At 42.1% G+C, this 15,342-nt stretch carries 13 protein-coding genes; 11 read left to right on the forward strand and 2 right to left on the reverse strand.

Features of this window, described 5'->3' with window-relative positions; translation table 11 throughout:
• Positions 1–109 precede the first annotated feature (109 nt).
• Entirely contained in the window at positions 110–2,428 is a 2,319-nt protein-coding gene (locus H9647_RS10360; protein ID WP_191799690.1) for a stalk domain-containing protein, read from the forward strand.
• Positions 2,429–2,572: 144 nt separating this feature from the next.
• The gene (locus tag H9647_RS10365) at positions 2,573–3,289 is read left to right on the forward strand and encodes a DUF421 domain-containing protein (protein ID WP_191799691.1); all 717 of its coding nucleotides are present in this window, start codon (positions 2,573–2,575) and stop codon (positions 3,287–3,289) included.
• 103 nt (positions 3,290–3,392) lie between these two features.
• Here the strand turns inward: H9647_RS10365 and H9647_RS10370 are convergent, their stop codons facing one another.
• Positions 3,393–3,512 carry a YjcZ family sporulation protein gene (locus H9647_RS10370; protein ID WP_191799692.1) on the reverse strand — a complete coding sequence of 40 codons (120 nt, stop codon included), beginning with the start codon at positions 3,510–3,512 and terminating at the stop codon, positions 3,393–3,395.
• 341 nt (positions 3,513–3,853) lie between these two features.
• Here H9647_RS10370 and H9647_RS10375 point away from each other — a divergent pair, with 341 nt between their 5' ends.
• The 6 genes from H9647_RS10375 to H9647_RS10400 all read left to right on the forward strand — a co-directional run bounded on the left by H9647_RS10375 (position 3,854) and on the right by H9647_RS10400 (position 8,576).
• Positions 3,854–4,963, forward strand: a complete 1,110-nt coding sequence (locus H9647_RS10375) for a glycoside hydrolase family 88 protein (RefSeq protein WP_191799839.1) — start codon at positions 3,854–3,856, stop codon at positions 4,961–4,963.
• A gap of 57 nt (positions 4,964–5,020) precedes the next feature.
• A complete protein-coding gene (locus tag H9647_RS10380) occupies positions 5,021–6,250 on the forward strand; it encodes an aminotransferase class I/II-fold pyridoxal phosphate-dependent enzyme (RefSeq protein ID WP_191799693.1) in 1,230 nt (409 codons plus the stop codon).
• Positions 6,251–6,355: 105 nt separating this feature from the next.
• The gene (locus H9647_RS10385) at positions 6,356–6,724 is read left to right on the forward strand and encodes a ribosomal maturation YjgA family protein (RefSeq protein WP_191799694.1); all 369 of its coding nucleotides are present in this window, start codon (positions 6,356–6,358) and stop codon (positions 6,722–6,724) included.
• A 192-nt stretch (positions 6,725–6,916) separates the two neighbouring features.
• On the forward strand, positions 6,917–7,246 hold the full coding sequence (locus tag H9647_RS10390) for a PadR family transcriptional regulator (protein WP_191799695.1): 330 nt from the start codon (positions 6,917–6,919) through the stop codon (positions 7,244–7,246).
• A gap of 1 nt (position 7,247) precedes the next feature.
• Positions 7,248–7,406 carry a hypothetical protein gene (locus H9647_RS10395; protein ID WP_191799696.1) on the forward strand — a complete coding sequence of 53 codons (159 nt, stop codon included), beginning with the start codon at positions 7,248–7,250 and terminating at the stop codon, positions 7,404–7,406.
• Between the two features lie 57 nt (positions 7,407–7,463).
• Positions 7,464–8,576 (forward strand): FtsW/RodA/SpoVE family cell cycle protein, encoded by a 1,113-nt coding sequence (locus H9647_RS10400; RefSeq protein WP_191799697.1) that lies wholly within the window; start codon positions 7,464–7,466, stop codon positions 8,574–8,576.
• 194 nt (positions 8,577–8,770) lie between these two features.
• Here H9647_RS10400 and H9647_RS10405 read toward each other — a convergent pair whose 3' ends face one another.
• The gene (locus H9647_RS10405; RefSeq protein ID WP_191799698.1) at positions 8,771–9,340 is read right to left on the reverse strand and encodes a hypothetical protein; all 570 of its coding nucleotides are present in this window, start codon (positions 9,338–9,340) and stop codon (positions 8,771–8,773) included.
• A gap of 149 nt (positions 9,341–9,489) precedes the next feature.
• Between H9647_RS10405 and H9647_RS10410 the strand changes: the two genes are divergently transcribed.
• The 3 genes from H9647_RS10410 to H9647_RS10420 are packed head-to-tail and all read left to right on the forward strand — an operon-like array spanning position 9,490 to position 15,082.
• Positions 9,490–11,523, forward strand: a complete 2,034-nt coding sequence (locus tag H9647_RS10410) for a TerB N-terminal domain-containing protein (protein ID WP_191799699.1) — start codon at positions 9,490–9,492, stop codon at positions 11,521–11,523.
• A gap of 14 nt (positions 11,524–11,537) precedes the next feature.
• Entirely contained in the window at positions 11,538–12,878 is a 1,341-nt protein-coding gene (locus H9647_RS10415) for an ATP-binding protein (RefSeq protein ID WP_191799700.1), read from the forward strand.
• Complete coding sequence (locus H9647_RS10420; protein ID WP_191799701.1) at positions 12,875–15,082, forward strand: DEAD/DEAH box helicase; 2,208 nt, start codon at positions 12,875–12,877, stop codon at positions 15,080–15,082. The genes H9647_RS10415 and H9647_RS10420 overlap by 4 nt, the downstream gene beginning before the upstream one ends.
• Positions 15,083–15,342 lie beyond the last annotated feature (260 nt).

The following is a 15,342-nucleotide window of genomic DNA, read 5'->3' on the forward strand; positions in this document are numbered from 1 at the left end:
CGCTTATTATAGTTTTATCCCAATTAATTAGAAACTTTTTCAAGGATTAAGCGTCTAATAGTAGACGAATTCGAAGAGAATAGAAAATAGAATCAAAAGGAGTCTAAGCATGAAACTGAAGAAATTATCTATGCTGACCGTTCTAGCTTTGTCCCAAGTGGCAACAGCAGTCCCGGTGAGCGCACAGGAAGTGGCTACTTCTACTGCTCAGCAGGTCGTTGCTCAGGAAGTGTACGGAGAGAAAAACACAGCAGAAGAAGTACAAAGCGCACCACAAACACGTGTAACGAAACAAGAAACGGAAAAACAAGCGGAAGCAGAATCAGCAGCAACGACAGATTCAAAAACATCGAAAGCCGCTACGATCTCTGAAGAAAAAGAACCTGCACCATCAGCAGAAACAGCAACAGGTGTTACTAAATCAACAAATGAGACAACTGTAACGAATGAAAAAACGGATGAAGTTACCGGCGAAGTAACAGCCACACCTAATGTGAAGACAGCACCAAGCGAAGAGTCTGCGGAATCAAAACCAGCGACTAACGCGGCTAAAACTGCAACACCAACGGATTTGGTTCTTTATTTTAACAGTACAAAGATGGAACAAGGTGGAGTCACGTACAATGCGCCTCAGCCTATGCAAGTTAAAAAAGGAGTATCCTATGTTCCGATTCGTGCTCTAGTGGACCGTGTAGGGTATAAAGTAAGTTATGATAAAAAAACGAAGGAAACAGTTATCGTCAGCGGTGTGAATGAACTACGGTTCAAGACAGACAGCAGTAAATACACGGTAAACGGTGTGACGAAAACGATGAAAGGTACTTCCTATCAGACGAAAAATACGTTTATGGTTCCTCTGACTGCAATTACAGCAGCCCTGGATATTAAATATAAAGTCGATAATATAGGTAAGAAAGTCATTATGAATCTGGCAACCAAACCTGTTGCTACGTTCACGATTCAGCCGGGTGAGATTATGGCGGGACAAACGGTAGTTACATACAGTACAGATTCCTCTTCACCGCAAGGGCTATCTATTGTTGACGAGCGCTGGGAAGGAAAACAGGAAGTGTTTGCATCTGCTGGAAAGTATGATGTTTCCTATTCTGTTCAGGATTCAAATGGTACTTGGAGCGATCCTTATACAGTGACCATTGAAGTTAAGCAGCCTAATCTTCCTCCAGTAGCTATGTTTACAACGGATAAAGAAGAGTACAAAATGGGTGAACTCATTACGATCACGGATCAAAGTACGGATGACGGTAAAATTGTAAAACATGACTGGAATAACAGTGCTTATGCGTTCTTCACACCAGGTCCTAAAAATATCAGCCTGACGGTGACTGACGATAGCGGACAAACCGCTACTTTCGAAAAAACAATTGTTGTAACAAGTGAGACGCTCTATTCACAAGATGAATTCAATCGCATGTTCTTGCCAGCCGGTGAGAAATTCGTGTTTGATGGTTCAGCGGTTCCAACTTGGTCTAAAGTTCCGTATACATTTAGCGATGAACCAAGCACTCTGATCCGGAGTAATAGCCCAGAAACCGTGAATTCGGAAGGGATTGTATACCAAGAAACGGCAGTTGGTAACACGCGCTTCATGATTCACCATGTGAACAATACAGGTAAGAATGTGAAGATGTACGTAGTTGCAACCAATACGAACTTCACAGCAGCAACGATTAAAACAGAAAACCTTGGATTTGCAGGGCCAAGCCCCATTGCAACGGCTGCTGGTAAATCGTCTGTTGAACGATACTTTGAGTCCATGCAAGATGGAAGTAAACGTTCATCAATAACACTTGCTCCAGGCGAAAGCAAACTTGTCATGACGGAACTAAGTAAGTCTGTCATGAAACAGGGCGGCGTTATCTCGTTATTTTCTGATATGAACAGTGACTTTCCAATTCAATACGATGTAATCATGATTGATGAGAAACTCGATCCGTTAACTGTGCTTGAGAAACTTCCTATTCTGGATCGCGATGGTGTTCATAACCGAGGTACGTACCCTAATTCCACCCGCGTTATTCGCTATTCGGAACCGGTAGGAGCGACTTCTATGCGTCTTGCTCTCGGGGATAATCAAGATGATCCAAACCTAGCAGGTATGGACCCGATGCTCGGTGTAGAAGCTTCTAACTCAGGTAATTTTGGTGTGTTATACAAAATCACACTTGATCGTGTAGCACCAAATACATTGATCTCTTTTAATCCGCGTGGAGGAAAGTATTCTGGTTATGCAATGGTTAACGGAGATATAACTGCGATCTATTCTAAAGGTCAAGTTAGTGCTCCAAATGAGCAAGCGGTACTCTACCGCACAGGTGACTATGAGCAAAAAGTCGAAATTATACTGACGGCTGCACCAGGTAGTAATCTTCCTGTTAACTTGCTATTTACACAAATGCCGAAAAAATAAATACGTTGATCAGAGTCGTCTTCTATCCTGTATAGGAGACGGCTTTTTGTTATGGAATGAACCTTGAGGAGCAGGTTAATGATATCGCTGCCTTGTTAATGGGTAATAGAGATGAAATACGTACCAGTAAATGAGGTGTAGAACGTGGATGAATATGGTCTCCTCTTGATTAAACTCATTACTGCTTTTACAGCATTATGGGCGGCGACAAGATTATTAGGAAAAAGAGAAATTACACAATTGTCTCCTTTTGATTTTATATCGGCTCTCGTATTTGGAGACCTCGTAGGAGATACCATCTATGATGAAGAAGTTTCTGTATGGAAGCTTATCTTCTCTTTAATTATATGGGCGCTGCTATCCTATGTATTTGACAAGATTATGGGATACAGTAAACCTTTGCGTGAAAAATTTGAAGGAAATCCTGACTTGTTAATCAAGAATGGTGAAATTGATATGAAAGCCATGAAAGATAATAAAGTAGAGCTTGAAGAATTAAAAATGATGATGAGACAACAAAATGTTTTCTCATTAAGTGAGGTTGCTTATGCCGTGTATGAAACAAACGGTTCGCTAAGTATTTTAAAAAAATCAGATTCCGATCAACCCAGCCGAAATGACCTGAGGCTGGATACAAAACCTGTTCAACTTCCTCGGACCCTTATTGAAAATAGTAAGCCAAACAGAGAAGCTCTAGCGGCAATTCACCGGGACGAAAAATGGCTGCTTATAGAACTAGCTAAGCAAGGTTACCATACGATTGATTCTGTATTTTATGCGGAATGGACAGAGGATGGAGAAGTTCAGGTAATAGATCATTATCAAAGTGGTAATGGGAACAAACACGAAATTTCGTTCTAGTATATGATAAATAGGAGCTTACGATCAAGATGACATGCATCTTTGATCGTAAGCTCCTTGGATTTTTTATTGATTACATGATTTAATCCGTTTCATGCATCAATTAGTAACTTTTAAAAGCTTTAGCGATGATAACGAGCAAAATGAACAAGACAAGAATCGCTGCAATGCTAGATTTGTTGTTTCTATGGCCACCATCGTAGTTTCCATATACTTCACTCATGTAGTTCACCCCCTCTTTGTTTCTAATCTATCTTATGCGTGAACCGAATCATGCGATTGCACGTTTGTCATAAGTGAGAAAGAACAGGTAATTATTCCTAAGTAATTCATCTACGATAAAACAAATCGCTGACACGTTGTAGATCTAACCCGAGTTTCATTTGAAAAGCATAAAAGATTTGAATACCAGCAAATCGTGTCGGTATTTTTTAATAATCCATGGTAGAATTTGAGGTAATACAATATTTTACTTGTGAACCACAATTTTAAAATAAGAGGAGTGGATCATACTTGTCCCTTGGGCCCAAAGATCAGCATATTTCTGAACAGGTTACATGTTGGATGGATCAGGCTTTTCAACAAGCGGTTAAGAAAGTACTCATTACCTCGGAGCGAATCGGTGCAAATTTCCCCCATGCCAGTCATCAAGGGGCTTACGTGCTAGAAGAACCTGCATGGTGGACCGCTGGATTTTGGCCAGGCTTATTATGGGTTCTGTATGAAGGCAGCGGAGAACAGCAGTTTCGCGACATTGCAGAACAATGTGAGAATCATCTGGACAAGGTACTTGATGGTTATGATCGGCTGGACCATGATATCGGATTTATATGGACACTTACAAGTCTAGCGAACTATAAACTGCATGGCGGTGAAGAATCACGGCGCAGGGCTTTTAAAGCGGCTAATTACTTGATGGGTAGATTTAACCTCAAAGGGAATTACATAAGAGCGTGGAACCCCTGGACACCGGGGGAGATAAACTCTGGACTTGCGATTATCGATTGTGCGATGAATGTACCTTTACTTTACTGGGCTTCTAGGGAGAGTGGAGATCCAAGGTATGCGCATGTTGCTAATGCACATATGAATACCGTCCTATCGCATTTTATTCGGCCTGATGGGTCGGTCCGTCATATCGTTCGGTTTGATCCAGATACAGGAGAAGTGGCAGAATATCTCGGGGGTCAAGGATATGCACCGGATTCGGCGTGGTCAAGAGGAAACGCCTGGGCTTTGTACGGTCTAGCCCTTGCCTATCATCATACCGGTAATGTGGCCTATTTGAATGCATCCAAACAAACGGCGCACTTCTTTTTATCTCAACTGCCTGATGATTCAGTACCTGCTTGGGATTTTCGAGCACCAGAGGATACCAGACACATCAAAGATTCTTCTGCTGGAGCATGTGCAGCTAGCGGACTTTTACTTTTAGCAACACTTGTTCCTGAGTGGGAAAGAGCAGTTTACCGGCAGGCAGGGGAGCGGATCCTAGAGTCACTCTACAAGAACTATGGAGCATTTGATCATCCCGAGGAAGAAGGTTTGATTATGCACGGTACGAGCCATTATCCCGAAAAGCAAAATGTAGACGTCCCATTAATCTACGGTGATTATTTCTATGTGGAAGGTCTTGCGAGGCTAAGGGGAAATCATCAAATTTTCTGGGAGTAGGGTTCAGATTAAGGGAGCAGGGTTCGTAATAAATAAGAAAATAAAGGTGGACTCATCATGACAATACATACAGAGTATACAAATAGATCTTGGCGTGCTGCCAAATTAGATCATTTAGGCTCATCCATTTTTGCAGAAGTGGCAAGCTGGAAAGAAGAAGCGAAAGCCAATGGAAAAGACTTGATTGATCTTGGAATAGGTAGCCCTGATCAGGGGCCATCCCCTTTTATACGTGAGACCCTAAGCAGGGAAGTGTTGAAAGAGGGGAGTTATGCATACCCCAAATCGAGTGGAAGCGAAATATTCCTTACTACTGTGGCGAAGTGGATGAATCACCGATTTCAAGTCGATCTAAATTCGCAGTCCGAAATTATATCGCTGATGGGCTCTCAAGATGGTCTAGCTCATCTGGCTCAGGCCATTTGTAATCCGGGGGACTTAGCGATGGTCCCAAATCCAGGGTATCCCATTTATTCTGGATCACTTGCTATTGCGGGAGTAAGAGCTTACGAAATTCCGCTGAAGGAAGACAATCAGTTTATGCCGGACCTAGATGCGATACCTGATGAGATATGGGCTGAAGCTGTCTTTATTTTACTGAGTTTTCCGGGAAACCCGATTGCATCTGCTGCGTCGCAGGAGTATTTCGAAAAATTAATCGCTAAAGCGAGCAAGTGGAACGTTCTCATTGTACATGATATGGCCTACTCCGAAATGGGCTTCGATGGTTATCGCCCGATGAGTATATTAAGTATTCCGGGTGCCATCAAAACTGCTGTGGAATTCCATTCCTTTTCCAAAAGTTTTCAAATGGCAGGCTGCCGGGTTGCTTTTCTTGCTGGTAATGAACAAGCGATCCAGTCTTTAAGGATCCTCAAGGAAAATATCGATTATGGTGTGTTTGAACCGATTCAGCAAGCTGCGGTTACAGCCTTGGAACAAGCCATCGCAGAGGGAAAAGATTATACAGGGCCGGCTCCGCTTTATGAAGCCCGCCGTAATCTATTCGTTGATTTACTTGCAAAAGAAGGTTGGAACATTAAAAAACCATGTGCAACGATGTTTTTGTGGGCAGCGCTTCCAGAGCCATTTCGGGGAAAACCTCAGGAATGGAATTCAAGATCTTTTGCTAAAGCATTATTACTTCAAAGCGGGGTGGCTGTCATACCTGGTGATGCGTTTGGCAGTGAAGGCGAGGGTTATGTACGAATTGCACTTGTGCAAGAACAAGAGCGACTGGAGGAAGCAGCAAGAAGAATAGGGGAATTTATTCGCAGTTATCGCTAATTGCTTGATCCTGAGAATCCTGGTGACAGGATTCTTTTTCTTATCTAGAGTAAAACTTTACTTGAAGTACTACGTTATTATGAATAGACAGAAAGGGGTCAGCTTATGAAAAGAATCATCTTGGGAATTACTTGTGTATTCATTATTTTATTAGGGCTTCTACTCAGATCAAAAGTACCCTTTATGGGTGATTTTTTATGGGCGGCGCTCATTTTCTTTTTGTTCTCCTTCGTTTTTTTGAATGTTCCCCGTAGATATCAATTCTTTATTCCTTTATTCTTCTGTTATTTCATAGAGTTTACTCAGTTAGTTCATGCTCCTTGGATCAATGAGCTCCGTGAAAATAGGTTTCTTCAGCTGATTCTAGGACACGGTGTTTTCGGTATCCTGGATCTCATTGCATACACCTCCGCAATTCTCGTATCTTACGTAATAACCGGTTTTATAGAACGTAGTATTGTCCGGTATAACTAGCAACATTGGAATTAGAATTGATGTAAGCATACACAAGACGAAAAAAGCGATCGGTACTAAACCAGTTGCTTTTTTATTTGTGCTAATTATGAAATAAAAGGGGGTTATTCTTGTTTTAGGTAAAAATTCATTGTATTATATACATAGATTTACGATACATAGATATACGAGGTATGAAAAGGGGATGTGAAAATGTCTGTAAATAAGGAGCTCCTTAAGGGGAGTACGGTAATTCTGCTACTCACCGTGCTAAATGAACGAGAAATGTATGGATACGAGTTGATCAAAGAAATTGAAAACAAGTCGGATCAGGTGTTTGTCATGAAAGAAGGGACATTATATCCAATTCTTCACACTCTCGAGTCAGAAGGATTGCTTAATGCTTACTGGAGTCAGCAGGATGGGCGTAAACGAAAATACTATCAGATTACAGATGAGGGAAAGAGAAAACTTCAGGAAAAGAAGAAAGAGTGGATTCGGTTTCGTACAGCAGTGGATACTGTAATAGGGGAGAGAGGATAACGTGCAGAACAGTGAAGAGAATGAAGTAGTTCAGCAATTTTTGGATCAAGTATGCCGCCACATTAAGGTGAAAAAGATGCACCCTGAAATCCGAGAGGAACTTACGAGTCATATCGAGGATCGGATAGAGGAATTGCAACTGCGAGGTAGTTCGAATTAAACTGCGACACATAAGGCTATCGAAGAAATGGGATCTCCAGATGTGATTGGGAAAAGCATGAATGAAACCCATAAACCAGTGCTCAATTGGAGAATTACACTTCTTCTTACGATCATATCTTTGATTGGAATTGTTGGAGCAGTCTGTATTGACGTATCGGGTTCATCTCGTATTCCTGATTTGACTGCTAGAAAAACACTGCAGATGGGGATTGGAATCATATTTCTTGTTTGTATTTATTCCTTTGATTATCAGAAGTTGAAGAAATACTCAGACCAAATTTTTTTTCTTCTATTATTTATGAATGCATTTATCTTAATAAATAGTCCTATGATTAATGGTGTTAAGGGTTATTTAGCACTAGGTCCTTTCTCTATAAATATGTTATACAGCTCTGTTATACTGTTCTTGCTGGCACTTGCTGGAATGAAGCCGATAAAAGAAATGAACTGGATCTATAGCATCCTTCACACTTTTTATCGAGGAGTGTTCCCTCTATTACTCATCACTTACGTAGGCAACTCTGTACTTTACGGTGTAATTTACGCAGCGGGGTATATGGTGATGATGTGGCTCACCAAGAGAGATGTAAAACAGTTAGCCATCGTTACCATGATACCTACAGTAGCTTTGTTATATTTTACAATGCCGCATTTCAGTATATTAAAGGAAAGATTCATGCAATTTATGCAACCGATAGAGGATAATGCCTATCTTCAGATGAAATCAATGGAAGCAATCCAATCGGCAGGATGGTTTGGACAAGGATTTGCTTCCAGCAATCCTGGTCTTGGTTATGTTCAAAGTGATTCTTTATTTCCTTATTTGATATACTGTTTTGGCTGGTTTTTTGGCCTCATCACCATTGTTTTGATTGGAGTGTTCCTTGGATATATAGTACAGTTACTATTTCAAGTCAAGGAATCATACGGCAGACAACTCATTTTTGTCGTATTGTTCTTTTTTACGATAAGATTTGCATGGCCCATACTTATGTCATTTGGGTTCCTTCCGTTTGTAGGCATGGAATTACCCTTTATCGGCTATGGAGGTACGAATCAGTGGATTGACTTATCAGCTATTGGACTAGTTCTTTCTATATATCGCAGAAAAAATATGATTCCTACGGCTACATTTTCTTCTAGCCATCTTTCTTCATCTAAATCATAAAAGTAGATTGAGGAAAAGAAATGGGAGTCGCTGATTTACCTTTCGTTTCGAAAGTGATAGAATCTTTCTCGCATATAAACAAATAGAAGAAGAAAAAGTGAAATCGTACTTTCGATTTCACTTTTTTCTTCTTCTAGAAGCAAGTTATTTTTGGAATCTTTATTATGTAATGAAATTGAATTAATTAAATCGTCCTATTGTTCTTTTCCTTCGATGGCACGAATCGCTTTGTTCAAAGCAAAGGCAAAGATAAAGAATCCGACCGCACTAAAAAGACCATCAAAATAAGGAAAATCTTCTAGTACAAGATCGGCATTTACAATCTCGAGCTCTTGTATTGCTTGCTTAAGAAGATAACTGTCTATATTAGAGTATATAGTTACTAGAATCAGAGTCGCTATCCCAAGTTTATAAAGGATGGATACATTCACTTTTTTAAAAAGCCCTTTTTTGTCAATATTCTTTATCAATCTGCTGATATACCAAAGAAAAAGGAGTGCCCATCCCATTAAAGAAATACTGCTAAGAAAAGACAGGGTAAGAAAAGAGGTGCTGCTATAAAGTTCTGGATGCTCATAAAAGTAAAGATTTACATAAGAGAACACAGGTTCAAACGGTCCTAAAAACAAAGTAATCGGATGATCTGGGAACCACAGATGAAAGACATGATCGATCACAGTAAAAATACCGCCAAAGACGGCTGTGATGTAAAATAAAATCATACAAAGAATGTAACTGGGCTTAAGCAGCTTTCTTAATTTCATAAATAAACTCCTTTTAGTAGTCTTGGTTGTAATATAAAACATCTTAAACGATTCCTTAATGTTAAACAATAAATTCCAAAAGTTATTTTAACCCTCCTTTGATAGGAAGTGATTTGTTATAATGAAATCGTGATGGAGGTATAGCCTTTATGAATGATAATCAGAATAGGATTCAGCGAAGTGCAAATGACAGGAAATCGATCCCGAAGCAATCCATTCATCAGAAGAATGAGATTCGCTTCGCGGAATACGAATGGATGGATGAAGAGAAAGAAGCAGAGATTCCGAGAAAAGAAGATTTTTCTGGTGCTCTGTCAGAGCCTGAGGAAGAAGTTCAGGATCTTACTTATGTGCCTATTGACGCTGAATGGGACGGGCTTGATTTTCTAGATGATATGCAGGTAGACGACTGGAATCCATGGAATGAGGAGAGCAGTGAAGACGTCTTCTCAACTAAGCAAGTAAAGAACAACAAGACTCCGGCTCCTTTATATAACAGGAATGTTGATCCTGCTTTTGATATAGATAAAGTGAAACCAATCATGATGCCAGAAGATACCTTAAAACGAAAAGGGAACCTTGTTGTGTCTCCACAAACCTTTGAACGAGATGCAGATTGGGAAAAGCAGTTCATGTTCCTTACACGTGAGCAAACCTTTGTGAAGCAGGCAAGAGAATTTGAAACTGTTGTTTGTTCGGAAGCACCATTTGTCTCTTATCGTGCCTACTGGCCAACCTATGAACAGATGAGTTCAGCCCAGAAGAAATGGTATTTTTATTGGCGTAAGGAAGTAAAACAAGGCAGATATCCAGATACAGATCTATCCTACTTGTTCCTCTATATCTATGAACTGATCCATGGTGTAGGATGGTCTTCTCCGGAGGAAGGACTCGCCTTACTGGACGAAGTCTGGTTTGGTTATGGAGAGCGCGAGAAGAAGATCGATACGTACATGCGAGAATGGATATTTGATTTTTGTTTAGTACACGGATTTGAAATGCCATATAAAGAGCTCATGGAAAAAATCCCACGCAAACTGTCTGATGAATTAAAGGAACGCGAATGGATGCGCAGGTTTACTTCAGATCCTTTAGATTTGTCTTGGGATATGCTTGCTATGTTATTAGATTATAATGCGGAACAGAGCAGCTTCTTCAAGGAACAAGGACGTAAAGAGATGAAAATCTATGCTCCTAAGGTGATCGCATTAGTTGATCGGTACGGGTTGAAAAAGCATGGGCTCCGTTTGATCCATCGTTTTTGGCCTGAAGAAGTGACAAGAAAAAGGATTTTATTCCGCAGTGCGGTGTATGATCATGATTTTTATGGGAAACACGCGGAAGTCAGGGTGTTCCCGATCAGCGAGCATCCTCCACTTCGTGATTACTTAACGCAACTGGTGCGTTATACGGAGAATAAGCTTCGTGAATTGATGGGTTTTAAAGGTCGGCTTCGCGGAGTGAAGTTGGAATCCGAGGTGGAAGAGCTGATATCCCGTTATCTGCGAAGAGAAATAAAAGAACGCGAAGTGAAAGCGGCAAAGAAAGCTCGTCCTGCGGTGTCTATTAATACGAAGAAGTTAAGACGTTTACAGCAAGAGTCGGAAGAAGTACGGAACATGCTGATGATCGATTATGAGTCTGTAGAAACTTCTGCTAAAGAAGCAGGTTATGTTGATACGTCGAGAAACCAAGATATACCTATTCCAGGCAAACTGCAAACGATCCAAACGGAGATGAACTTTGACGATTCTGTGCTATCCAGCCCTCAATCTGTAGATGAAGAGGAATCTCCTGATATAGAAGTTTCTAAGGTAGAAACTACTGATGTAGAAACGACTAATCTAGAAATGACTGATACAGAAATGACTTCAGCTGTTACAAGTGTGGAACAGCCGAATTTGCACTTCGTGTGGAATACAGACAATTTGGATGAAGAATGGCAGGAACTGGCTGAGCGGTTAAGCTCATCTCAACTGGAGGTTCTCTATATACTTAGGGATCAAAAAGGCAATGCTGAGCTGCAAAAGATCGCTACTAAGGCGGGATCCATGCCTGAACTAATGATTGAAGAAATTAACGAAATATCAATGGATATTATCGGTGATATTTTGATTGATGGGGAAGAAATTACAGAAGAATATATAGAAGCATTACAAACTTTGAGTTATACGGATGAATAGAGGTGAACGGCTTCATGAAACAACTGAAAATACCAAAAAGACTAACGACAGCGCTCGTCAATTCTTTAACCGCAGGGGTCGTGCCAAGAGTGGGACTGGAACATATCGCGGTTGGACGTAAACCGGAGGTCGAATCGATCCTGAGAGATATGGATAATATTGCGGAAGGCGGGGCTGCTTTTCGGCTCATAACTGGACGATACGGGAGCGGGAAGAGCTTTTTGCTGCAAATGATCCGGGGATATGCCATGGATCGTGATTTTGTAGTAGCCGATGCGGATTTATCACCGGAACGCCGCCTTGTAGGAACGAAAGGTCAAGGGCTCGCAACCTATCGTGAGCTGATGATGCATTTATCTACGAAGACGAGACCTGATGGCGGTGCACTAGAGATTATGCTACAAAAATGGATTGCTGCTCTTCAGCAGGAAGTGATGATGAGCAGTAGTCTGCGCCCGGATGATCCGGCAATGAACGAAGCAGTCGAAATGAAAATCTACGCGGTAACGAGTGACATGCAAAATCTCGTGCACGGATTTGATTTTGCTAGAGTTCTTGCCGCTTATTGGTCTGGTTATAAACTTGCAGATGAGGACCGCAAAGCAGCTGCACTGAGGTGGCTTCGAGGTGAATTTCCTACGAAGACGGAAGCGCGCAAGGAACTCGGTGTTGGCGTAATTATCGATGATGACAATTGGTATGACTATATGAAACTATGGTCTGAATTTGCTGCGAAAATTGGTTATAAAGGATTGCTACTCTTCATCGATGAAGGGGTTAATCTTTATAAGATTACGAACACGATATCGCGGCAGAGTAACTATGAAAAACTGCTGACCATGTTCAATGATACGATGCAAGGGAAAGCAGAACATTTGGGGATTTACATGGGTGGAACTCCACAATTTGTTGAAGATGAACGAAGAGGACTTTTTAGTTATGATGCCCTGCGCTCAAGACTGATCGATGGACGTTATGGCGGAGGTGCGCTCAAAACCTATACGTCACCCATTTTGAAGCTGGATTTGTTGTCTCATGAAGAAATTCTCATCTTGCTGCAAAAACTGCGTGATATTCACGCGATGCATTTTGGATACGAAGCACAGCTAAGCGATGAACAGTTGATTACTTTTATGCAAGCCGCAGTAGGACGCCTTGGAGCAGAAGAAATGCTCACGACACGGGAAGTGGTCAGGGACTTTATGGATCTTCTTCATACCTTGCATCAGCATCCGGAAGCGACATTTGAAGGTTTGCTCGGTGAGAAAGAAGCTGTATCTGCCGGCAACCAAAAAGTGAATCCATCTGCGAATAAGGACGATCTGGACGATTTATTCTCGGAGTTTGAACTATGAGCAGTGGGCCGTTCGGAAGACTGGCTCCGTTCATTCAAGAATTTATTTACAAAAAGAAATGGGATACACTGCGTGAAGCACAAGTAGAAGCATGCCGTGTTCTTTTTGATACAGATCATCACCTGCTTATCGCATCCGGAACAGCTTCGGGGAAGACGGAAGCTGCTTTTTTTCCTGCGTTAACGGAGTTATATAATGATCCATCCGAATCGGTGGGAATTCTATATATCGGTCCGCTTAAAGCGCTCATTAACGATCAGTTTGAACGGGTTAGTGATCTTCTCAAAGAAGGACAAGTTCCTGTATGGCACTGGCATGGAGATGTCAGTCAAACAGAGAAAACGAAACTGATGCAAAAACCATCGGGCGTACTCCAGATTACACCTGAATCCTTAGAGGGACTTCTGATGAATCGTCCGAATGCCATTCCTGCACTGTTCCAGGACCTCAGGTATATTATTATTGATGAAGTTCATGCATTTATGGGCGCAGATCGAGGGATGCAGGTGATATCTCAGCTAACCCGAATTCAGCGAATGGCGGGCTGCAATCCAAGAAGAATCGGCTTATCTGCGACACTGAGTGATTACGATGCAGCGGCAGGATGGCTTGGAGCGGGTACCCGTCAAGCAGTTGAGGTTGTATCCCCACAAGGAAGACGTAAACTGCGAATCTCGATAGATCATTTTTCGTTCCCAGATGCGAGAGACGAGAAGCAGGCGGAACAACTGGAGCTGGCTAAAAAAGCCTACTACGATTATCTATACGATGTAACGCATCTGAAAAAGGCGCTTGTATTTACGAACAGCCGGTCCGATGCAGAATTAACTACGCTTGAACTGAGGCAAATTGCTGCAAGGAGAGAACAGAGGGATGTGTTCCACGTTCACCATGGGAGCATCTCAGCCATGCTGCGGGAAGAGACAGAAACAGCGCTTCGTACCGGGCAAGGCCCAGCTGTCGCTGCGGCTACGTTAACGCTTGAACTAGGAATTGATCTCGGCGAACTGGAGCGCGTTATTCAGTTAGGTGCGCCTTATAGCTGTTCAAGCTTTGTCCAGCGTCTTGGACGATCTGGTCGCCGGGGAGATCAGGCTTCTGAGATGTTGTTTCTGTGTCCGGAAGAAGAGGACGAACAAGCTGAACTTCCGGCCCGGATGCCGTGGACTTTGCTTCGTGCGATCGCAGTAACGGAGCTATACGTAAGGCATAAATGGGTCGAACCTGTCTACATCCGTAAAAAACCAATGGGTGTACTCTATCACCAAACGATGAGTACACTTAAAAGCATGGGAGAGGCGGAACCGGCGGAACTAGCTAGAGCGGTACTTACGCTTCCTTCGTTTCGGCAGATTGAACCGGCTGAATATAAAACATTTTTGCAGTATCTGCTTGATATCGATCATATCCAGCGGACAGAGGAAGGGACGCTCATCATTGGTCTAGGCGGAGAAAAAATAGTGAATAACTACCGATTCTATGCTGTGTTTAAAGATGATGAAGAACATACGGTGTATAACGGTTCTGAAGAGATTGGCTCGATCACAACCGTTCCCCCGCCAGGTTATTGTTTCTCACTTGCAGGGAAGCTATGGAAAGTAGAAGAAGTAGATACGAAGCACAAAGCACTGTATGTAAAATCGGCTAAAGGCAAGGTGGATACGCTTTGGCTCGGTGCGGGCGGAGATATTCATACACTTGTGATACAGAAAATGCGTGAGGTTCTTGCAAGCAGCGATCTATATCCTTATCTTACGCCGAGCGCAGCCAATCGACTCGAGCGTGCGAGAAGACTTGCCAGAGAAAGCGGGCTTCTGAAAAGTGTCGTCATTCCTGCAGGAGGAGACTCGTTCTTTATTTTACCGTGGGCGGGCAGTAAGCAGTTTCGTACACTAGAACGAATGCTGAAGCACAACCTGGCTGGTCGACTTGAACTTCGTTCCCTCGTTCCGATGGAACCCTATTATATGGTCGTTGCTGGGAACACAAATGAATCAGCGATATGGAATGCGATTCTTTCCGAACTTGAGAATAACAAGGATGCAAGTTCACTGCTTGATGAAGATGAAGCTCCTTATCTCGGTAAATATGATGAGTTTGTTTCTCCGCAGCTTGTACGTGCGGCTTTTCATGTGGATGGGCTTGATTTAGAAGGACTCGCTAAAGTGTTGGTGGATAAAGAAGCAAGTCATTCGCTTGGGTAAATCCGTCTGATCATGACAAATTATATTTTGTAGTTGCGTCCATCAATAAATTGGATATAATAGTAAAAACAGTAAAAAGCAATGATGAGAGAGAGTAGGGAAGACATTCTTCTTTGAACAGAGAGCTCCGATAGCTGAAAAGGAGTAAAGAAGCGTCCAACGAATATGGTCTCTGAGCTGTGCACCGAACTTTTCCATTCAGGAAGATGGTAGGCTGCACCGGGTGCGCCCGTTATCGTGCCAGGGTATAATCACCTTAT

It is taken from the genome of Paenibacillus gallinarum, from assembly GCF_014836635.1.
Classification (GTDB): Bacteria; Bacillota; Bacilli; order Paenibacillales; family Paenibacillaceae; genus Paenibacillus; species Paenibacillus gallinarum.